18 protein-coding genes are annotated in these 20,325 nt (G+C 46.2%); 9 read left to right on the forward strand and 9 right to left on the reverse strand.

Going from position 1 to position 20,325, the window contains the following annotated elements; genetic code table 11:
• Positions 1–750 precede the first annotated feature (750 nt).
• From R7Q39_RS26110 to hemC, 4 genes are read right to left on the reverse strand one after another with little or no spacing between them, the layout of a single operon-like run.
• Positions 751–1,932 carry a heme biosynthesis protein HemY gene (locus R7Q39_RS26110; protein WP_042523916.1) on the reverse strand — a complete coding sequence of 394 codons (1,182 nt, stop codon included), beginning with the start codon at positions 1,930–1,932 and terminating at the stop codon, positions 751–753.
• Complete coding sequence (locus tag R7Q39_RS26115) at positions 1,932–3,143, reverse strand: uroporphyrinogen-III C-methyltransferase (protein ID WP_005378751.1); 1,212 nt, start codon at positions 3,141–3,143, stop codon at positions 1,932–1,934. The genes R7Q39_RS26110 and R7Q39_RS26115 overlap by 1 nt, the downstream gene beginning before the upstream one ends.
• Positions 3,144–3,160: 17 nt before the next feature.
• Entirely contained in the window at positions 3,161–3,889 is a 729-nt protein-coding gene (locus tag R7Q39_RS26120; protein WP_005383386.1) for a uroporphyrinogen-III synthase, read from the reverse strand.
• A gap of 2 nt (positions 3,890–3,891) precedes the next feature.
• A complete protein-coding gene (gene hemC, locus R7Q39_RS26125; protein WP_005383388.1) occupies positions 3,892–4,830 on the reverse strand; it encodes a hydroxymethylbilane synthase in 939 nt (312 codons plus the stop codon).
• A gap of 346 nt (positions 4,831–5,176) precedes the next feature.
• Here hemC and R7Q39_RS26130 point away from each other — a divergent pair, with 346 nt between their 5' ends.
• A complete protein-coding gene (locus tag R7Q39_RS26130) occupies positions 5,177–7,705 on the forward strand; it encodes a class I adenylate cyclase (RefSeq protein WP_054702152.1) in 2,529 nt (842 codons plus the stop codon).
• A gap of 69 nt (positions 7,706–7,774) precedes the next feature.
• Here the strand turns inward: R7Q39_RS26130 and cyaY are convergent, their stop codons facing one another.
• Complete coding sequence (cyaY, locus tag R7Q39_RS26135; RefSeq protein ID WP_085570113.1) at positions 7,775–8,089, reverse strand: iron donor protein CyaY; 315 nt, start codon at positions 8,087–8,089, stop codon at positions 7,775–7,777.
• A 74-nt stretch (positions 8,090–8,163) separates the two neighbouring features.
• Here cyaY and lptM point away from each other — a divergent pair, with 74 nt between their 5' ends.
• The 7 genes from lptM to R7Q39_RS26170 all read left to right on the forward strand — a co-directional run bounded on the left by lptM (position 8,164) and on the right by R7Q39_RS26170 (position 15,409).
• On the forward strand, positions 8,164–8,280 hold the full coding sequence (gene lptM, locus R7Q39_RS29340) for an LPS translocon maturation chaperone LptM (protein ID WP_005378746.1): 117 nt from the start codon (positions 8,164–8,166) through the stop codon (positions 8,278–8,280).
• A 61-nt stretch (positions 8,281–8,341) separates the two neighbouring features.
• Positions 8,342–9,595, forward strand: a complete 1,254-nt coding sequence (lysA, locus tag R7Q39_RS26145) for a diaminopimelate decarboxylase (protein ID WP_005378745.1) — start codon at positions 8,342–8,344, stop codon at positions 9,593–9,595.
• Between the two features lie 10 nt (positions 9,596–9,605).
• Positions 9,606–10,436 carry a diaminopimelate epimerase gene (gene dapF / locus R7Q39_RS26150; protein WP_005378744.1) on the forward strand — a complete coding sequence of 277 codons (831 nt, stop codon included), beginning with the start codon at positions 9,606–9,608 and terminating at the stop codon, positions 10,434–10,436.
• Positions 10,430–11,161, forward strand: a complete 732-nt coding sequence (locus R7Q39_RS26155; RefSeq protein WP_005383398.1) for a DUF484 family protein — start codon at positions 10,430–10,432, stop codon at positions 11,159–11,161. Before dapF ends, R7Q39_RS26155 begins: the two co-directional genes overlap by 7 nt.
• Positions 11,127–12,059 (forward strand): tyrosine recombinase XerC, encoded by a 933-nt coding sequence (xerC, locus tag R7Q39_RS26160; protein WP_005378742.1) that lies wholly within the window; start codon positions 11,127–11,129, stop codon positions 12,057–12,059. The genes R7Q39_RS26155 and xerC overlap by 35 nt, the downstream gene beginning before the upstream one ends.
• 8 nt (positions 12,060–12,067) lie before the next feature.
• Complete coding sequence (gene yigB / locus R7Q39_RS26165) at positions 12,068–12,784, forward strand: 5-amino-6-(5-phospho-D-ribitylamino)uracil phosphatase YigB (RefSeq protein WP_005378741.1); 717 nt, start codon at positions 12,068–12,070, stop codon at positions 12,782–12,784.
• Between the two features lie 138 nt (positions 12,785–12,922).
• Entirely contained in the window at positions 12,923–15,409 is a 2,487-nt protein-coding gene (locus R7Q39_RS26170) for an EAL domain-containing protein (RefSeq protein ID WP_053307415.1), read from the forward strand.
• Positions 15,410–15,492: 83 nt separating this feature from the next.
• On the opposite strand, the gene R7Q39_RS26175 is transcribed toward R7Q39_RS26170, so the two are convergent.
• Both R7Q39_RS26175 and R7Q39_RS26180 read right to left on the reverse strand, forming a co-directional pair.
• A complete protein-coding gene (locus R7Q39_RS26175; protein ID WP_025768162.1) occupies positions 15,493–16,089 on the reverse strand; it encodes a tRNA-uridine aminocarboxypropyltransferase in 597 nt (198 codons plus the stop codon).
• Positions 16,089–17,639, reverse strand: coding sequence for a COG3650 family protein (locus R7Q39_RS26180; protein ID WP_025768163.1), 1,551 nt, complete (start codon positions 17,637–17,639; stop codon positions 16,089–16,091). The genes R7Q39_RS26175 and R7Q39_RS26180 overlap by 1 nt, the downstream gene beginning before the upstream one ends.
• A 47-nt stretch (positions 17,640–17,686) precedes the next feature.
• On the opposite strand from R7Q39_RS26180, the gene R7Q39_RS26185 reads away from it, so the two are divergent.
• Positions 17,687–18,157, forward strand: coding sequence for an EVE domain-containing protein (locus R7Q39_RS26185; protein WP_005378735.1), 471 nt, complete (start codon positions 17,687–17,689; stop codon positions 18,155–18,157).
• A gap of 50 nt (positions 18,158–18,207) precedes the next feature.
• On the opposite strand, the gene R7Q39_RS26190 is transcribed toward R7Q39_RS26185, so the two are convergent.
• On the reverse strand, positions 18,208–19,032 hold the full coding sequence (locus R7Q39_RS26190) for a Cof-type HAD-IIB family hydrolase (protein WP_318077062.1): 825 nt from the start codon (positions 19,030–19,032) through the stop codon (positions 18,208–18,210).
• A 244-nt stretch (positions 19,033–19,276) separates the two neighbouring features.
• Positions 19,277–20,287 (reverse strand): alpha/beta fold hydrolase, encoded by a 1,011-nt coding sequence (locus R7Q39_RS26195; RefSeq protein WP_005378733.1) that lies wholly within the window; start codon positions 20,285–20,287, stop codon positions 19,277–19,279.
• Between the last annotated feature and the right edge of the window lie 38 nt (positions 20,288–20,325).

Below are 20,325 nucleotides of genomic sequence, written 5' to 3' on the forward strand. Positions count from 1 at the left end.
GGTTGAAAGCACCGGTCTTGAAAACCGGCATACGTTAATAGCGTATCTAGGGTTCAAATCCCTATCTCTCCGCCACTATTAAGAAGCCTCGCTAGAAATAGCGAGGCTTTTTTCATTTCCGCACATCTTTATTACTCTATCTGTGCTTGCCAAAAATCAATTCCATATGCGATCTACTTTTCGACAAAGTAATATTGGTATCGGTCTTGGTTGTGACGTTTTGATTTTTGCTAAGAAGTGCAGTTGCCTCTAAAGCTGTTCATCCTCATCACTGCATGCTGTCCCGATAAGGTTGTTGGAGATGCTTTGTTAAGGTGTTGAACAATCTATTGCCTTATCGTTCTCTTAAAGCACTACCATTGCTTCTCTAGCCCCTTTTACTGGATAGACCGAACAAATAAGCATACTCAAATAGCCACTGTTTCACTGATGTATCTTTTTGTTTTGCTCAGTCTAGCGATGCGTGTGCTCTATTGCCTAAATCTAGCTACGTCTTAAAACCATACATCAACAGGCTAAAGTTACGTATTCCTGCATCTTTTAAAATTGTTTTGGATTCTGCTGGAATGACAGGATCAGAGTAGTCAAAAGAGAAGAGTGAAAGTGAAACGATAGTGAGTTGCTAGGAAGTTGGAAATTACTTGGGAACCAATGAATTTGATAAACATATTGATGTAAGGACTAAAGGGTTAATAGCAGGCAATAAAAAAGCCGACAGGTAAGCTGTCGGCTTGGTTAGGTCATCTTAAGTTAGTCATTCTGTACGAGCGTGAGAGCTTTACGAGAGACTTCGTGAGCAGCTTTGGTTAGATTTTGCTTCTCTAGTGTGTCTGCTAGGAATGCATAGTCAGAGACGTCAGAGCGAAGCTTTAAGGCGATCTCAAAGTGATCCTGGGCTTCTTGCCACTTCTCTTGACGGAAATAGAAGTGCGCTAATGCGCTATGGGCAGCGGCGTTATCCGGTTCTTTCTTCACTACTCCCTCTAAGAAGACCACGACAGGGTGGGTATCTGGCAGATTTAGATCTGGCAGTAGTTGATAAAGCTCTGGGGCAGGTTGTTTTTTTAATGCTTCTTTTAGCACGGTAAAGGCTTCTGCATCAGCTTTTCGAGTGATGAGTTCTCGAGCAAAACAGGCAACGAGGTGTGTGTCTTGTTTAACTTTACGTGAGAGACTATTCCAATGAGAGATAAGCCCTTCGCTACCTTGTTGTTGCGCTACTTCATGGAGTAAGCCGCACTGCGCTTTTTGAATCAGCTCTGCATGTTCTTCTTCCGTGATGAGTTTTGCTTTGGTTAGTTGTGGCAAGAGGTCAATAAGAGGTTGCCACAACTTTAGCTGCATGTACGTTGTTTTCAGCAAGTTCAATACAATAGAGTTACTCGCATACTGACTTTTTAACGATTGCAAGGTATCGAAAGCGGACTCGAACTCGTTGTCGCGGATAAATTGTTTCGCTCGAGTCAGTTCTACTGCGAGATGGGCGTTCTCTTGTTGGCTCGCTAGCTCTAGATAGTGATCTCGTTTTGCTTTATCACCTTGGCCTTGTGCGGCTTCAGACGCAACCAAGTAGCAAAGCAGCGGCATATCGTGATGATTTGCCCAGCGAGTTACTTTCTTCTCAGCACCTTTCCAGTCACCTTCTAGAAGTTTAATAATGCCTTCATTGGTGTATCGGCGGGAATGGCGCATTTTGCGAACACTGAAGTAGTTCCATGTTGTAGAACTAGCATAAACTAACTTCTTAATCAGGTACTCAAGCAGAAAAAGACCTGCGAGTGCAGCGATAACGAAAACCACTAATGTCGTTACGCTCATCTCGATCGTTTTCTCGGCAATGGAGATGAGTACATAGCCTTGCTGACCAGAAAACTGGGTGCCAACAAATAGTCCTGCGCCTAGTACAACAAATAGGAAAATAAGACGAAACATTACTTATCCTCCATGCCTGTCATCGTTGTGACTTCACGACGTAGGCGTTCACGGATGACATCTGATAGTTGAGACTGACTTTGCAGTTTTGTTGGGTATTCCACTTGAATATTTTGCTGACTTAGTAGGTTAACCGTTTTGTTGAACTCTTTAACAGAATTATCGTCTTGGTTGAAGAAAGCTAATGCCCATTTGTCTGCTGTTTTTAGAGACGTGGTGTAAATTTCACCTTGCTCTTGGTACACCGCTTTTATTGCCGTTTCCAATTTGGCTTTGATGTTTTCTTTCAGGTAAAAGTGTTGCTCAGGAGAAAGCAGTGGAATGACGTTACCATCGCGCGTGCGGAAGGTAATGAAGTTTTCTGAAAAGTCCTTCAAAGAGGTCATTAAGTTATCTTGCCAGTTTGCGATATCTTCAGACACTTCAGTGTTTTCTACGGCTTCAGCTTCAGGTAGCAGTGCATTGGCGAGAGGGAGCTTGTCTACTTGCTGTTGTAGGGCAGTTAAGCGTAGTACCAATCCATCACGGTCAATTAGCGGGATAGTGCGAAGTTTGGTGATATCGTTCGCCATTGCTTTACGTAGTTTGACGAGGCTAGGGTCATTCAGTGCTGCAATGCGTTGGTCTGCACTTTCCATCAGTTGAGTCGCGCTTTCTACATCGTGCTCTAAGAACAATTTACGACCAGCTAATTTGACAAGGTAATCGGCTTCCGCTAATAGCCAGTCGTTTGGTCGACGACCTTTCACATCGGCAACGGCGAGCTGTAAGCTTTCAATGCTCTTCTGTTGCTGTCCAAGTACCACTTCCGCTTTGTGTGTCACGGTTGTTGCTTTCTCGATGGTTTCTTCTTGTACCCGGCTGAGTTCTTGCTTCATGGAAGCTTGAGTGCTTTCTAGCTGACTTTTTAGTTGGGCGATCTGCGCTTGGTAATCGGCTTGCTGTTGATGCAGCTTGTACGCGAGGCCACCGCCAAAAATAATCGATAAGATGATAGCGACCGTACCTAGTTTGACACCACGTTTACCTTGTTTTTCTTCAAACTCGACTTTGGTTGGCTCTGCTGTTTTTGGGGGCTCGGCCGCTTGTGGTTGCTCTTTTTTAAGGTCCGCATCCTGCTGCGATGTGGTTTTTTCGACTAGCGGTGCCGATGAGGTTTCTTCGGAAAGGTTTTTATCGTTATTTTTTTGGTCGTTATTTTTACTTGTCATGCCTATATCCTGTGTAGCTAGGGCTGGAGAGCCGCCAGTAATTCTTGGTTGGATGCGCTTCCCGTGCATCTCACGCGAGTGAACCCCCTTTGAATTGCGATGTCAGCGATACGCTGACTGGGGATATACAACTCTTGTTGATTAAGCCAAGTCAATTGCTCCGACGTCAATTGGCTGCACAAATAATCCAGTTGTTCACCACTGGTGACAATAATCTGGTTAATTTGTAGGTTTTTCCATAGTGAGATACAGCTTACTGGATCGAATGGGATGAATTCTCTCTTGTAAGTCTCACTATAGTGAACTTTTGCGCCACGCCTCACCAATGCATCTTTGATCAGCTCTCTTCCGCCGTTACCACGAAGGATAAGAACTTGTTGTTGTGCCACATTGTTGAGCTCTGGCAGTCGCAATAAGTGTTCACTATCACTGACTTGGGGATAGTGTACTTTCTGTTGGGTACATTTGCTTAAATAGTGTGCTGTTTTTTGACCAACGGCAAGGTAAATAGCTTGTTTCGGCCATGACATCCCGTTGCTGGCTAAGATTTGCTGTGCACATTGCACTGCATGTCGACTAACAGCGATAACAATTTGAGCTTGATGTAGATGTTTAGAGAGGTGCGTGTCCGTGAGATCGGCGACAATGTCGATCAGAGGATGGTGATATGCGGAAATGCCGTGCCTTTCGAGCAGAGAGCAAAGCGCGTTGCCTTGCTCTCCCGGCCGAGTGACCAACACTGCCATGGTTATTCGTGATCTGCGTACAGCTTAGTTAGGATTTCACGAGCGCCGTTATCTAGCAGCTCATTGGCTAGCTGCACTCCTAATGCTTCGCCATCTTTACGATGGCCACGAATTTCACCACGCACAATTTCGCTGCCATCTGGTTCGCCAACTAATGCGCGTAGCCAAATGTTGTCGCCGTCTAGCAGGGCATAGCTGCCGATAGGTACCTGACAGCCGCCTTCTAGCGTAAGGTTCATTGCGCGCTCACACAAAACGCGGTCTACGGTGTCTTGGTGGTTAAGTGGCTCAAGCAGCTTAAGCAGTCTTTCATCGTCAAGGCGGCACTCAATACCGACAGCACCTTGGCCTACCGCTGGTAGTGATTGCTCTGGTTCGATAAAGCTACGAATGCGTTCTTCAAGCTTCAATCGTTTGAGGCCAGCCGCAGCAAGAATGATTGCATCATACTCACCCGCATCTAACTTACCAAGGCGAGTGCCCACATTACCGCGAAGCTCTTTGATGATGATGTCCGGACGATATTCTTTCAGTTGGCATTGACGGCGCAAACTGCAAGTACCAACCACGGCACCTTGAGGGAGCTCATCAATGTGGCTATAGGTATTAGAGACGAAGGCATCACGAGGATCTTCACGCTCACAAATGGTCACGAGGCCAAGGCCTTCTGGGAAATCGACGGGTACGTCTTTCATTGAGTGAACGGCGAGGTCTGCACGTCCTTCTAGCATCGCGATTTCAAGCTCTTTTACGAACAAGCCTTTGCCGCCAACTTTTGCTAGTGGTGTATCTAAAATCACGTCACCTTTGGTCACCATGGTTACTAACTCGACTTCCAAGCCAGGGTGAGCGGCTTGAAGGGCGTCTTTAACAAAGTAAGCTTGCCATAAAGCAAGAGGGCTTTTTCGAGTTGCAATGCGAATCGGTGTGGATTGTGTCATGATCTTCTCAATGCTGTTTGGATTTGGGTTTATCCTACCATTCTCATCAAGAAATGCTTACTGTTAGTTCGTTATCTCTGAAGGCTATGAATGGAATTACATGACGTTATGAAAATAGTGTGACTGGATTCTCAATTAGACTAAGGACTATTATTAGTAATAGGTAATAAGAGCGACACTACCGCGCGATTAATTTTGTGACTAAAGTATGGTTTTGTATCCAGAGTGATACGCGGGCGTGAAGCTTTACCCGCACCAATAAAAGTGTTAAATTGATCACGTTTTTAAGCCATTTTGGTTTAAAACGTCAGCAGATTTTCGTGATTGTTCAACCAAGGAATTCCCCTTGCAGGCTTACACCCAAAAAATCATCCAGCGACTAGATAATTTGAATCAGCAGCGAGTTGATCGCGCGTTGGCGCTTATGGATTCGCAAAGCCAGCAAGTCTTCCACTTGATTCCTGCCTTGTTGAACTACAACCATCCTGTAATTCCTGGCTATTATGATGCCGATGTCCCGTTTGGTGTGCATGGGCTTGAACTAAATAGCATTCAGCAACAATTCATAGATGATATTCAACTTGCCATTGGTCAGCCGCTCAAGACGGTAGAAAAGCCCGCTATATTGGGTTTATACACCATGGGCAGTACCTCCTCGATTGGTCAAAGTACTTCCAGTGATTTGGATATTTGGGTGTGTATCTCGCCCGATATGGATTGTGACGAACGCGAGTTATTGACCAATAAATGCTTACTCATCACGGATTGGGCACAAAGCAAAGGCGTGGAAGCGAACTTTTTCTTAATGGATAAAGAGCGCTTTAGAAGCAATCATTCTGAGGAGATGACAGGTGATAACTGTGGTTCATCTCAGCACTTACTTTTGCTAGATGAATTCTATCGTAGTGCGGTGCGTATTGCCGGACAGCGTTTGTTATGGCAAATCGTGCCGCCAGAAATGGAAGAGTGTTACGACGAGTACGTTTCTCAACTGTGCAGTGATGGTTACATCGACTGTAGTGAATGGATCGACTTTGGTAAATTGAACTGCATTCCTGCTGAAGAATACTTCGGCTCGAACTTGTGGCAGTTATACAAAAGCATCGACTCTCCCTACAAATCGGTATTAAAAGCCATCTTGCTAGAAGCTTACTCGTGGGAATACCCGCATACTCAATTGTTAAGCATCGACACTAAACGTCGTTTCTTTGCCCATGAGCCTGATCTCTATGGCATGGATGCGTACTACTTAATGTTGGAAAAAGTAACCCGTTACTTAGAGCGAATTCAAGACGATACACGTTTGGATTTAGTGCGTCGCTGTTTCTATCTCAAAACCCATGAAAAATTATCTCGTGAGCCGAATGTTGGCTCAGTAGCTTGGCGTCGTGAAGCGCTGAGCGATATGATTGCAAAATGGAATTGGGATGCCAGTGTCGTTGCAGAGCTCGATGACCGCCGTAATTGGAAGGTTGAACAAGTGAAGGTGGTACATCATGCATTGCTGGATGCGTTGATGCAAAGCTACCGTAACTTGATTCAATTTGCGCGTCGTAACGACATCACTTCTGCTATCAGTCCGCAAGACATCAGTATTTTGGCCCGTAAACTTTACGCGGCTTTTGAAGTATTGCCGGGCAAAGTAACGTTACTAAACCCACAGATTTCACCTGATCTGCACGAGCCTGACTTGAGCTTTATCGAAGTGAAAAAAGGGGGAGTGAACAAGTCTGGTTGGTACCTCTATAAACAACCACTTATTGCGCACCGCATTTTGGGGCAACCATATCTAGAGCATCATGAATACTTGAGTAAATTGGTTGCTTGGGCATTCTTCAATGGCTTGATCACTGAATCGACTCGTTTACATGCCGTGGTACGTGAAGCGCAGCTAGATATTGATAAGTTTTACCAAATGGTGAGTGACTTACGAAATACTTTTGCGTTGCGTAAGCGTCGTCCATCTATGCAGGCGCTAGCGAGTCCTTGTGAAATAAGCCAGCTTGCGATGTTCATCAACTTTGAAAATGATCCGACGTCTGAACTTTCTGGTCGTTCGTTGAAAGTGGATGTTAAGAACACCGATATTTTTAGCTTTGGTCCAGAACATAAAAATTTAGTCGGCAGTGTTGACCTTGTTTACCGTAACTCTTGGCATGAAGTGCGTACGCTGCATTTCAAAGGGGAAACGGCGATGCTGGATGCACTGAAAACCATTTTGGGCAAAATGCACCAAGATGCGTTGCCACCAGAATCAGTGGATGTGTTCTGCTATGCGAAGAACATGCGTGGTGTGATGCGTAATATGGTTTACCAGCTTTTAGCTGAATGTATCGACTTACGCTTGAAACCAGTAGAGCAAGAGAAACGCCGCCGCTTTAAAGCGATGCGTCTTGGTAACCAGACTTATGGGTTGTTCTTTGAACGTCGTGGTGTGTCGGTGCAAAAGCTAGAAAATTCCATCGATTTCTACCGCAGCATTTCTACTAACAAACTCAAAGGCTCGCCGCTGTTAATGCTCGATCGTGAGCAAGAATATCAAATGCCGGAAGCGGTGGATGGGTTTGCCAGTGAAGGTCTGGTGCAGTTCTTCTTTGAAGATAACGAAGATGGCTTCAATATTTATGTGTTGGATGAGTCAAATCAAGTAGAAGTGTATCACCAATTCAGTGGCTCCAAAGATGAAATGATTTCGTCTGTAAACAGTTTCTACACGTCGGTAAAAGACGATAGTCGCGTCGCGTCGAAGTTTATTAATTTTAACCTGCCTCAGTACTATCAAATTATTCACCCTGAAGAGGGGAATGCGTATATCATTCCTTACCGTAATGACGGTTGTTCACCGAGTCGCCCGACCAAAACTGTGAACGCGTAATTAAACCCTTATCAATAAACAAAAAGAGCACTTCGGTGCTCTTTTTGTTTTGGTGACGATTGACCAGTATTATACCCAATCAATGGCTTCGCCCGCGTGCTTTTCACACTCTTGCTTCACCATTTCAAATAGCTCCATACCCGTTTTTGAGCAGGTCCATTTACCTTCAATAAGTTTGAAGTGGAAACCACCAGATTTGGACGCTAGCCAGATCTCATGCATCGGCTCTTGGCGATTAATGATGATTTGGCTGCGGTCTTCAAATTCCAATGTCATTACGTTGCCAGTGACTTCGTAATCAATGTCTGCGCCTGAATCATCGATGGATTCTTCGATGATTTGCATCTGCGCATCCACCAGTTGATGAAATTCAGTATCGTTCATCCGTCTATCCTATTGCTTTTCCTGAGTGTGGTGCGATTATAGGGGGCATTGATTCAATAATCACGATATGCGAAATGAAAAAATTAGTTACTGTGTTGTTTGTGATGGTTGCCGCGACCTTAGCGGGGTGTGGTCAGTCTGGCTCACTATACATTCCAGATGACACTCAACAGAATGAGCAATCACAATAAATAACCGCACCTTAGGGTGAAATTAGGGTTCAGCAGTCGAATAAAATAAGGGAAGCGAATTTTGGATTACTTCAACTATCAGGATGATGGCCAGCTTTGGGCCGAAGACGTCCCACTTCAAGCTCTTGCAGAGCAATATGGCACTCCTCTTTACGTATATTCTCGAGCCACGCTAGAGCGCCATTGGAAGGCGTTTGATAGTGCTGTGGGTCAGCATCCTCACCTGGTTTGCTACGCGGTGAAAGCCAACTCAAACTTAGGCGTATTGAACACGCTAGCGCGTTTGGGATCGGGTTTTGATATCGTGTCGGGTGGTGAACTTGAGCGTGTGATTGCCGCAGGCGGTGATCCGAAAAAAGTCGTTTTCTCTGGTGTTGGTAAAACACCGGCAGAGATGAAGCGCGCTCTTGAGCTAGGTATCAAATGTTTCAACGTTGAATCTGAGCCAGAGCTAGAACGTTTGAACAAGGTTGCGGGTGAGCTTGGTGTGATTGCGCCAATTTCTCTTCGTATCAATCCAGATGTCGACGCGAAAACACACCCTTACATTTCGACTGGTCTTCGCGACAATAAATTCGGCATTGCGTTTGATCGTGCGCCAGATGTTTATAAATTCGCGCAAAGCCTGCCGAACTTGAATGTGCAAGGCATCGACTGCCACATTGGTTCTCAGCTGACCAATATAGACCCATTTATCGACGCGACAGACCGTTTATTAGCCCTGATTGATGATTTAAAAGCGCAAGGCATTAACATTCGTCACCTTGATGTCGGCGGTGGTTTGGGTGTGGTCTATCGTGATGAATTACCACCTCAGCCTTCTGATTACGCCAAAGCGTTACTTGGTCGTCTTGAAAATCACCAAGACTTGGAGCTGATCTTTGAGCCAGGCCGTGCAATTGCTGCGAACGCAGGTATCTTGCTAACGCGTGTTGAGTTTTTAAAACATACTGAGCATAAAAACTTTGCGATTATCGACGCTGCAATGAATGACTTGATGCGTCCTGCGCTATACCAAGCATGGCAAGATATTGTGCCAGTTTCACCGCGAAAGGGTGAAGCTCAGACTTACGACTTGGTTGGTCCTATTTGTGAAACCGGCGACTTCTTGGGTAAAGATCGCGCACTCGTTTTGCAAGAAGGTGATCTACTCGCGGTTCGTTCAGCAGGTGCCTATGGTTTTGTGATGTCTTCGAACTACAATACTCGTACCCGAGCAGCAGAAGTGATGGTGGACGGTAAACAAAGCCACTTAGTTCGCCAGCGTGAGGAGCTGACCAGTTTGTGGCAGCTGGAACAGATTCTACCGGAGTAACACACAACAAATGCATTTCCACTTTTCCAAAATGCACGGTTTGGGCAACGACTTCATGGTCGTCGACTGTATCACCCAGAACGTGTTTTTCTCGCAAGACCTGATCCGCCGCTTGGCGGATCGTCATACTGGCGTTGGTTTTGACCAATTGCTTGTGGTAGAGGCCCCTTACGACCCTGAAACCGACTTCCATTATCGGATTTTTAATGCCGATGGTAGTGAAGTTGAACAGTGTGGTAACGGTGCACGCTGTTTTGCCCGCTTTGTTCGCTTGAAGGGGCTGACCAATAAATACAGCATCAGCGTGAGCACCAAGAAAGGAAAGATGATTCTCAACATCGAAGATGATGGGGAAGTGACGGTCAACATGGGCGTGCCAGAGTTTGAACCGAACAAAATTCCTTTCAAAGCGAAGCAAAAAGAGAAAACTTACATCATGCGAGCAGGCGACAATACCTTGTTTTGTGGTGCTGTGAGCATGGGTAACCCGCACGTAGTGACCGTGGTCGACGATGTGGATACGGCAGAAGTGGAAACTCTCGGTCCGCTGCTTGAGTCGCATGAGCGTTTCCCAGAGCGCGTCAACGCTGGCTTTATGCAGGTGATGAGTCGTGACCATATTCGTCTTCGAGTTTACGAGCGAGGCGCAGGAGAGACACAAGCTTGTGGTAGTGGTGCATGCGCGGCAGTCGCGGTTGGGATTCTGCAGGGCTTGTTGGATGAAAACGTTAAGGTTTCTCTACCTGGTGGTGAATTGCGAATTGCATGGCAAGGCCCTGGCAAGCCGTTGTTTATGACCGGACCTACAACGCATGTATTTGATGGTCAATTGTCTTGCTAGTTGAAGAAAAAGGAAACGGTTTGTCTCAAGTAGAAGCAGATGCCTTAACGGCTGAAGTAGTGGCCGAGTACCTCAAAGATCATCCAGACTTTTTTGTGCAACGTCCGGAGCTTGTGGATCGTTTATCTTTCCCACACTCAGACTTAGGCGCGGTATCTTTGGTACACATCCAAATGAATCGCCAACGTCAGCGCATTGAAGAGTTAGAGGAAGAGATCACTACACTAATGTCGCTTGCGGCGAACAATGATCGCACCTTTTACGAATTTATGGATTTGCAGGGGCAGATTCTAAAGTGTGGTGACTTTAAACAAGTCATTCATTCTATCGAAGAGAAAGCCAAAGCATTGGGCTTACGTGCGTTTGTTCGATTGTTTAGTCAATGCGACGCATCGATTCAATTGAGTAAGGAAAGTTATCAACGCTTTGCGACCACTCACTTAAATGGCAAAGATGCGTACTTAGGACGTCTTCGCAAAGTGGATCGTGAAGCTTTGTTTGGCAACATGGAAGTGCCGGAAATGGGGTCCTATGTGGTACTGCCGCTCGTGAAACAGCAAACTCTGGGCGTGCTTGCTTTTTCTAGTGAAGATGGCGGCCATTTTCAGCCAGATATGGATACCTTGTTTTTGCGTCACCTATCATTAGTAGTGGCACATCTCGCTCAAACACTGGTATGGCAAAGTTACGATGACGACAACTCCCAACACTCCTCTGCCAAATAGTCTGCAAAAGCCTCTTGAGCGCTTCTATGAATTCTTACGAAGCGAAAAGGGGCTTAGCCTACATACTCAGCGCAATTACAAACAGCAGCTAGAAACTATGGCGCAGCACTTAGCTGAAATGGGGCTCAAAGATTGGTCTCAAGTGGATGCTGGTTGGGTGCGCCAATTAGCAGGTAAGGGCATGCGAGAAGGCATGAAAGCCAGCAGTTTGGCAACGCGACTCTCATCGCTGCGTAGCTTTTTCGATTTCCTTATTCTGCGTGGCGAGATGTCGGCTAACCCAGCCAAAGGGGTTTCAGCACCTCGCAAAAAACGCCCGTTGCCCAAAAACCTCGATGTTGACGAAGTGAGCCAATTACTTGAAGTCAACGAGGACGACCCGTTGGCTGTGCGCGATCGCGCCATGATGGAGCTGATGTACGGCGCCGGTTTACGTTTGGCTGAGTTGGTGGGTGTGGATGTACGTGATGTACAACTGCGTAGTGGTGAGCTTCGTGTTATTGGTAAAGGCGATAAAGAACGTAAAGTACCGTTCTCTGGGATGGCAACCGAGTGGGTCGGGAAGTGGTTACGCGTTCGTGGTGATTTAGCCGCTCCAGGTGAGCCCGCCTTGTTTGTATCTAAGCTCGGAACGCGTATTTCGCATCGTAGCGTGCAAAAGCGCATGGCTGAATGGGGGCAGAAACAGTCTGTCGCAAGCCATATTAGTCCGCATAAATTGCGTCACTCATTTGCGACACATATGCTCGAATCAAGTAATAACTTACGTGCGGTGCAGGAGCTTTTAGGGCACGAGAACATTTCGACGACCCAAATCTACACGCACTTGGATTTCCAACATTTGGCGCAAGCCTACGACCAAGCCCACCCACGCGCACGCAAAAAGAACGGGGAGTGAGCCGAAGTATGAAATTTTATCGCCGTATCGAGCCTATTAAGGCAATGACCTTTGACCTAGATGATACCCTCTATGACAACTATCCTGTGATCGTTCGCATGGAGCGTGAGTTGCTATCTTGGCTCAAGCACCATCATCCAGCGGTTGCTCATATGAACAAAGCGGATTGGTTTGCTCTCAAACAGCGAGTTGTGCAGCAACAACCCGAGCTGAAGAGCGATGTCACTTTATGGCGTTTAGTGCAACTTCAGCAAGCCTTCTCCCAAGTAGGCTACGACGAAGACGCAGCACATGCCGCCGCGAAAGCCGCAGTAGACGTTGCGTTGGACTGGCGTAGCCGTTTTGAAGTGCCGCAGCAAAGCCTCGATGTACTGGAGGAACTCGCGCAGCACATCCCGTTGGTGGCAATCACCAACGGTAATGTGGATTTAGACCGCATCGGTCTTACGCCTTATTTCCAACAGGTACTTAAAGCAGGGCCAGATGGATTGGCGAAACCCGCAACCGATATGTTTACTAAAGCGAAGCGATTCTTGGATATTCCTGCGGAGAATATTCTGCATGTCGGTGATCATCTAACCACGGATGTGCATGGTGCAAAGTTGGCTGGTTTTGCAGCCTGTTGGTTTAATGATATGAATAAAAATGTCATTAACCATTCAAAAACACGTACTTTACCTGATATTGAAATCAATAGTTTGCAGCCGTTACTCACACTTTTTTAATTGCTTTCGCATTAATCCATTCTAATCTCATTTTGTGTCTAGAAAAGCAGCGCAAAGCCACGTAAATTATTCTCTATTAAATAAAAATAGTAACGCCACAAGTCGTGGTGAAGATAGTGTTACGGCAGTGGTAGGTCCATGCGAGCTTTTTCAAAACTGGTTCACGATGTCAGTCAACTGAATGACTTTTTAGTCACTTTTCCGACTTCCTCAGATAAACAATATTTAGTACAAATATTGTCGACGCAATCGCGCGAAATTACGACCACACTTGCAGACGCCGTTTTGTCGTCGCTGCCGAATGCTCATGTTATGGGGCATAGTACGCGTAATGTGATTCTGGAAGGGGAGATATTTACCTCTGGTTGCCTAGTGAGTGTGATTGAATTTGAGCAAACCACGCTGACTTCTGCGGTACAAACATACTCTTACTCCCCTGACATTGATGGCGGGGAGCTCAAGCGCTCTCTTCTAATGCAGCATAATTCACAGGTGATCCTCAGCTTTGCTGTGCAAATTGAACGACGTGACTATCCCTTGTTTCAAACCTTCGCCAGTGAAGAAGTAGTGATTTCTGGAGGGTTGGCGCAGAGTATTGACGATGGCTGCTGGGTGCTATATCAAAACCGAGTTTACGATAACGCTGTGGTTGCCGTAGCTTTGCACAGTGATACTTTGAAGCTATGGACTGATGCGTATTCGGAATGGAACCCGATTGGCATGCCACACAAAGTCACTCATGCAAAAGGAACGCGCTTGTATTGTTTAGGTGAGAAGAAAGCGCTGGAAGTATACAAGCGTTACTTGGCGGATGGCCATGACGTGACGCTGAGTCAACTGCTCAGCTTTCCTTTGTATCGAGAAAGCTTAGGGCGAAAGGAAGTTTGTACGGTAACGGAGCTACACGCTGATGGCAGTATGAGCTTCGACAGGCCCTGGTGTCTTGGTGACGAAGTGCAATTTTGCTATAACCATCCCTCGTTAACGCTCGAGCAAGTGCGGCATGGTGTGGTTGAGTTAGCCATGCACCAACCTGAAGTCGTGATGATTTTTAACTGCGCGTCACGGTTAGACTTTATTGACAGCAGCGACGAAGTCCAAGCCTTTAAAGATATTGCGACGACGTTTGGTAGTTACTGTATGGGGGAACTGCATGGTGGTATTGGTCAGCCCGAAATTCTTCATCACAGCCTGACGTATTTAGCGATGCGAGAGGGAGACGAAGTGCAAACATTGAACTTGCCTAAGTCGCCCGTTAGCTCCTCTATTTCACCGTTGTTTAGCTTGATTCGAAATGCGATCGGCGATCTCAACCATATGAACGCGCATATGGGATATCAACTCGATCGCCAAACGCGCAAGTTACAAGAAAGCTATCGACGCGACAGTCGCACGGGGTTACAAAACCGGGTCGCATTGCAAGAGCGGCTGAGTAACATCGATTTGGATGAGCATTTGTTGACTCTAAAGCTACTTAACTTTAGTCATATCAACGAAAAATACGGCTACCGAGTGGGAGATCAATTACTCAAAGATCTCTCAATGCACTTTACGAATCGATTACGAAAGCGTTTCGGCATGCCAACGGCTTTGCAGCTTTATAGTATTGGGGTTGGTGAATGGGCGTTCATATTTAAAGCTGATCAAAGCAGCGAGACCATCAAACAGCACTTTACGCGTTTTGCTGACGCGGTAGAACAAACTAATTTTGAGCCAATTGGCCTACGTGAAATAGATTATCTTTCTATCTCGCTATGCGGCGGCTTAGTGAGTCGTCGAGACTTTCCATCCGCTTCAGTAGATGAGCTCTTACTCAAAGGCATCGAAGCGAGGCGCTCTGGTGTACGCAGTAATACCCATATCTGTAATGCGAAAGATATTGAAGTCAGTGAGGATGTGCGCAAAGAGCAACTTGGATGGCTAAGTTGCGTCAGTAGAGCCATTCTCAAACAGAATATCATCACCTATAGCCAACCGATTGTGCATGCGGGTAGCCACAAATTGGCAAGCCAAGAATGTTTGGTTCGTATTCTGGAAGCCGATGGAACGGTGATTGCGCCAGGGCGTTTTCTGCCAATTATCTCTGATACGCATCTTTACACTCGACTAAGTCGGCACATGATTCATTCTACGTTGCATTACATGCGAGATAAGCAAGGTGACTTTTCTATAAACTTATCGCCGCAAGATTTGCTCAGTGATAAAACTTTAATACTTTTAGAGCATGAAATTAGCCAGCTAAATGACCCAAGGCGAATTGGTTTAGAAGTGCTGGAATCTGAGCAGATCAAAGACTATGGCCGAATGATAGAAGTGTGCAGTCATTTTAGAAGCTTAGGGGCGCGTATCATTGTTGATGACTTTGGGTCCGGCTATTCGAATATCGATGAAATCCTAAAGTTGGAGCCAGAAGTCATAAAGCTCGATGGCAGCTTGATTCGTGATATTGATAAAGACTTAAAACAGCGCAAGATCGCTTCCCAGTTGGTGCGTTTGTGCCAGGTGTTTAACGCGGAGACGGTGGCGGAGTTCGTCCACAATCAGGAGGTGTGTACCATTGCACAAGACATGGGGGTGGATTATTTGCAGGGTTACTATCTTGGCGAGCCGACTCGACTGTTTTAATGATGTTTCACGTGAAACTTCTTGTCGTAAAAAACGCAGCGTAGGCTGCGTTTTTTGTTTGGTTCTTCTACTGAGCTTAATGTTTAACGCTTAAGAGCGTGTCCACTCTTTTCAGCTTGGAACAGAGCGAGGTAATGGGCAAAAAAGCGCTGCATTTGTTGTTGGTTGTTTTGTTCTCCAAGTTGCCCGAGCAAATGTGCAGCGACTTCAAACGTGCACAAGTTACCTTGTTGTTGGTTGCGTCGCAGCTGATATTGTGAGTCCGCCGACGCAGACAATCCCATAGTAGGGATACCTTCTAACCAACGGCTCTTATTGATCATCTTGCGCGCCTCTTGCCAGGTGGCATCCAAAATAATAAACAGCGGAGTTTTGGTTTGTTGCTGGCTTTGGAGTACCACATCTTCGAGTGTGATACTTTCTTCACAGGGGAAGAGCAACACCGGATACCGCGACGGATCAGCTAATAGAGTGAGCAATTCTGCTGGTGGCTGTTTGCGATCCCAGATTACTCGCTCAATGTTGAGTTGGCACTGCTCTAGTAGCTGGCCGGTATTAGTATCACGCTTCAGTTCATTCGGATGCATTAACAGCAGGATGTTGTGCTCACTGGTAAGTTTCGGCATTAGCGAGCACATACAATTGAATTGAAAACCGCAGGTTGGACACGGTTGTGACATTACAGACGAACTCCTTCGCGCACCGGGCTTATCCCATCAGAGAACAGACGCACACCACTGACTTGGTTCGGCGTTGCCGTTGGCGCCATGCTTGGGTTGAGTGGGTAGCTAACCCCAGTGTATTGCATCACGTGTTGAGCCGCTTTAGCTCCGCCACCGCTGACATTAAAAATCAGATCTCGCCAACCATGAGAGGTTTGTTGGCCGAGCATAATCGGGCTTTGCACTAGTGTAATGCGGCTATTAAATCGCCATTCCTTTTCGTGATGTTCAAATATCAGCAATGTACAGCCTCCGGAACCACACCAATCCAACTGTACCAATAGCTCTTCGTTACCATCGCTGTTGAGGTCGTAAGTTAGCCAACGGTATTGGTTATTGTTGGGGGTGGTTTGATGGATAAAGAAGTAGTTGCGCACCGCGGCATCTACTTTTGAATCAAACTCTGCACTAGAAGGGACGTCAGCACTACCGATGGGGTTGTTGGTGCGTTTTTCGGCTGGTTGCATGATGCCTTCATCACGAACGGTGGCAGGATAAAGGACTAAACCACCATCGGCGATTGGGTATACCAAGTTACCGACTTTTTCTTTGGTCGCTTTGAGCTGATTGCCTTCTCGAGTAAACAGTCGCTCTGACATTAGCCTTTGCTGTTGATGATGCGTCATGACAACTTGAACCTGATACGGACTTAACTGTTGCCAGTAACCACGCTCGATTAATGGTGCTTGTCCATTGGCGTAACGGTATTTTGTTGTGGCGCTATGGTCTGGGTTTAAGGTCATTTGTACTTCAAAGCCTTGTGATTGGGTTGAGGTCGCGACATAGGTATTAGCCCAGCCAAGCGTTGCATCGACGTTTGCAGCCATACCACAACCTTGATACGTCTCGCCATCATGTTTTAGTGTTGCTTTCCAGCCATACAAAGAATCGCTCATTGTGTCTGAGCAGAGGTTTTCTGTTAAGCGAAGCTCACCATCTTGTAGTTGATAAGTGCGCTGGCGAGGTTGAAGCTGACTGCTTTTAATCGCTAATTTTGTGGTTTGTTTGCCGATTTGCTGGAATGTTAGTCCATTAGCCTCAAAGCTTGCCGACCAAGAAGGCTCATTACCAAACACGCGAGTTGGTTTGTTTGGTTGCTGACAACGGTTTGGATTTTCCGTTGTGAGGAAGTTCACTTGTTCCACGACAAAGTTAGCATCGAAATCAGCAGAAAACCCATCGATGCCCGGTGGGTTGAGGTGGCCGATAACCTCGCCATACATGGTCTGGTAAGGCTCGTTATTTAACTGAATTGCTCGTTGCATTTGCTGTGGTGACAGTTGCAACCAATATTGCTTGTCGCTGCCACAAGGCATGATGTATTGGCTCTCGTGACCGACGATCACTTTTCCGCGCAGCATAAAAGTTTGAGGTTGAATGGTTTCAGGCTTATCTAAGGTTGCTGGTGGAGAGGTTAGGTCAGCGGCACCAGATTGTGGCGACTGTGAACTACATGCTTGCAGAACCAGCAGGGTGGCAAGCGCCACTGGGTTTTTCAAAGCCTTCATGTTATATCTTCCTCATTATTGTTACTCAATCGGCATCGGATGGCATTATGGCATATTGGTTATTTAAAACTGAACCAGATACCTTTTCTATTGACACGCTTCGAACCCAAAAGGTTTCATGTTGGGAGGGAGTTCGTAATTATCAGGCGCGCAATATGATGCGTGACCAAGTGAAGGTGGGCGATTTAGTCCTGATTTACCACTCTTCTTGTAAACATGTTGGCGTGGCAGGTATTGCTAAAGTTGTGAGAGAAGCCTATCCCGATCATTTCCAATTCGATCCCGAAAGCGATTATTACGATCCAAAGTCAGACCCAGACAACCCGCGTTGGATTATGGTGGATGTAGAGTTTGTACGTAAAACGGCGCGAGTGATTCCGTTGTCGGTGATGAAAGCGATGCCAGAACTTGAGAACATGCCGTTGGTGAAACGTGGAAATCGCTTGTCGATTATGCCCGTGACAGAAGAAGAATGGGACGCGATTCTTGGCAAAGAGAAGCTGCCAAGTCAGCGATGAAAGAAAAGGGCTGCGAATGTGCAGCCCTTCATAATTTGGAGTATTGAAGCTTACAGCAAGTGTTCTTGTAGGTAGTGTGCAACCGCATCTTCTGCATTGCTGCCAATTACTTCATTATTTGGTAGAGCTTTCATCACTTTTTCGTGTGATGTACCCATAACTAGCCCTTTACCTGCCATCGACAGCATTTCTACGTCATTCATGCCATCACCAAATGCTACGCAGTTTTCTAACGTGAGGCCGAGTTTTTTCGCTACCGCTTCAAGAGCATGACCTTTAGACACGCCAGCGCTCATTACTTCCAAACACCAAGGCGTTGAAAATGCGATGTTCAGCTTATCACCAAACTGCTCACGTAGTTTGTTTTCAAATACGACCAAACGTTCGTGGTCTTCTCCAGGATGCGTGAAGAAAACTTTCGCAATACCGTCAGTTGGGGCGCGGTCTTCATCAAATAAGACGTAAGTGAATTCATCGTGGAAGTCACGTAACGTTTCATCATCCTTGTTCATCAACCAGCTATCATTTTGATACATGTGAATAAGTATTTCTTGATCATGTTTGATCGTGTCGATCACGCCTTGTACCAGTTCCGCAGGGACATTCTCGCTGTACATTAGCTGAACTTCCTGGTCATGCACTCGGGCACCATTCGACGTGATCATATAAGCTGGAATGCCAACTTGGCGACGGATGCTCGCAACGTCTACGTGGTGACGGCCGGTTGCAAAGACAAAGGTATAACCCTTTTCATGCAGCGCTTTTAGCGTCTCTTTTGAGTAAGCACTGAGCTGATGGTTAGGTGCGAGTAACGTGCCATCCAGATCAGAGGCAACGATTTTGGTGATCTCTTTGCAAGGTAGCGATGTGCTCATGAAGTCCTCGTAAACGGTTTGGATAGTGTGGAACAGGTGAATTGCAAACGGAGTACAGCAGACTGACTAGATCGTACTGCTCCGAATGCGGGGGAACTTGGGCTCATAGCACTATGCGGTTAAACACAGTGTCAAAGTAGCCAAGTTCAAGCAGTGTACGCCAAAATGAGGATGAAAAAGAGGGTAAATCGATGTGTAGACATTTCCTCTTTAATCTTAGTCGTGAAATGGTCGCCTAGAGTTCTTATTGTGCTTGTTCGTTTGATGGCGATTTAGGGTCATTCATAAAGCGGAAAATCGCATCGAGCGCTTGATTACGATACTTGTCGGTTTCGAACAAGATTTCATGCTGTGCGCCTTCGATAGAAAGCAGCTCCGCGTGCGGGTTGGTTTTCCGCAATTTATCAATAAAACGCTTTTGCGCGAGGTTGCTAACAATCCGATCGTTTCCGGCTTGGATTAGGATTACTGGTATTTTGACTTGGCGAGTTAATAAAAAGCACTGCTTAGCGGCCATGAGCCCTTGCCAAACCCAGCGAGTGCTTGGCCCACCGACTTGCAGTTCCGGTTTTTCCGTATATAGGTTTCGGAACCATTGGTAGCGGCCGTAACTTTGGCTAAGTGGGTTATCTTCAAAGGGCTTAGGGAAGTAGGCCTGATGTCCTGGTGCATAGCGTGGCAAAGTCGATACCGCTGACATAATTTGTGTGACCGGAATCGCTATTGGTGATAGGTACCATGGCAGGTTAATGCCAAACATGGGCGCACTTAGAATCAAACCAGTAAAAGGGTGTTCTGGGTGAGTTTGCAGGTAACGTGTGGCGATCGCGCCGCCCATAGAGTGCGCGATGATGAAGCATTGTTGATATTCGCTAAGGTCGTGTTTTTTTACGACGATGTCCATATCATCAATATAATCAGTAAAGTCATAGACGTGACCCATATCTGAGTCAGATAATAAACGATCTGATAAACCTTGTCCGCGGTGGTCAAAGGAATAGACATCGAAACCTTGGCGGTAGAGATCGTAAAACAGCTCTTGGTATTTCCAGGAAGACTCAATGCGTCCATTTACGATGAGCACGGCTTTTTTATGCTCTGGGTTGGTTAGCTTGCACCAGTAAATGTTCTTTTTCTCAGTCCCTTTAACAAAGCCCTCTTGGCGAGTTTGCCAAAGTGCTGCGATCGGACCACCAATTGCTTGCTCAAATAATGTCTCTTGAGTATAAGTCAAAGGTGAATGGTTAGTCGCCATTAGTTGATTACCTGAAGATACGTTGTTTACGCGATGTA

This window comes from Vibrio sp. 947, assembly GCF_033339115.1.
Classification (GTDB): domain Bacteria; phylum Pseudomonadota; class Gammaproteobacteria; order Enterobacterales; family Vibrionaceae; genus Vibrio; species Vibrio alginolyticus.

Excerpts from the sequence above, each read along its gene's own strand:
- R7Q39_RS26110 (WP_042523916.1), bottom strand. The coding sequence starts at position 1,932 with ATGTTTCGTCTTATTTTCCTATTTGTTGTACTAGGCGCAGGACTATTT.
- R7Q39_RS26115 (WP_005378751.1), bottom strand. The coding sequence starts at position 3,143 with ATGACAAGTAAAAATAACGACCAAAAAAATAACGATAAAAACCTTTCC.
- R7Q39_RS26120 (WP_005383386.1), bottom strand. The coding sequence starts at position 3,889 with ATGGCAGTGTTGGTCACTCGGCCGGGAGAGCAAGGCAACGCGCTTTGC.
- hemC (WP_005383388.1), bottom strand. The coding sequence starts at position 4,830 with ATGACACAATCCACACCGATTCGCATTGCAACTCGAAAAAGCCCTCTT.
- cyaY (WP_085570113.1), bottom strand. The coding sequence starts at position 8,089 with ATGAACGATACTGAATTTCATCAACTGGTGGATGCGCAGATGCAAATC.
- lptM (WP_005378746.1), top strand. The coding sequence starts at position 8,164 with ATGAAAAAATTAGTTACTGTGTTGTTTGTGATGGTTGCCGCGACCTTA.
- dapF (WP_005378744.1), top strand. The coding sequence starts at position 9,606 with ATGCATTTCCACTTTTCCAAAATGCACGGTTTGGGCAACGACTTCATG.
- xerC (WP_005378742.1), top strand. The coding sequence starts at position 11,127 with ATGACGACAACTCCCAACACTCCTCTGCCAAATAGTCTGCAAAAGCCT.
- yigB (WP_005378741.1), top strand. The coding sequence starts at position 12,068 with ATGAAATTTTATCGCCGTATCGAGCCTATTAAGGCAATGACCTTTGAC.
- R7Q39_RS26170 (WP_053307415.1), top strand. The coding sequence starts at position 12,923 with ATGCGAGCTTTTTCAAAACTGGTTCACGATGTCAGTCAACTGAATGAC.
- R7Q39_RS26175 (WP_025768162.1), bottom strand. The coding sequence starts at position 16,089 with ATGTCACAACCGTGTCCAACCTGCGGTTTTCAATTCAATTGTATGTGC.
- R7Q39_RS26180 (WP_025768163.1), bottom strand. The coding sequence starts at position 17,639 with ATGAAGGCTTTGAAAAACCCAGTGGCGCTTGCCACCCTGCTGGTTCTG.
- R7Q39_RS26185 (WP_005378735.1), top strand. The coding sequence starts at position 17,687 with ATGGCATATTGGTTATTTAAAACTGAACCAGATACCTTTTCTATTGAC.
- R7Q39_RS26190 (WP_318077062.1), bottom strand. The coding sequence starts at position 19,032 with ATGAGCACATCGCTACCTTGCAAAGAGATCACCAAAATCGTTGCCTCT.
- R7Q39_RS26195 (WP_005378733.1), bottom strand. The coding sequence starts at position 20,287 with ATGGCGACTAACCATTCACCTTTGACTTATACTCAAGAGACATTATTT.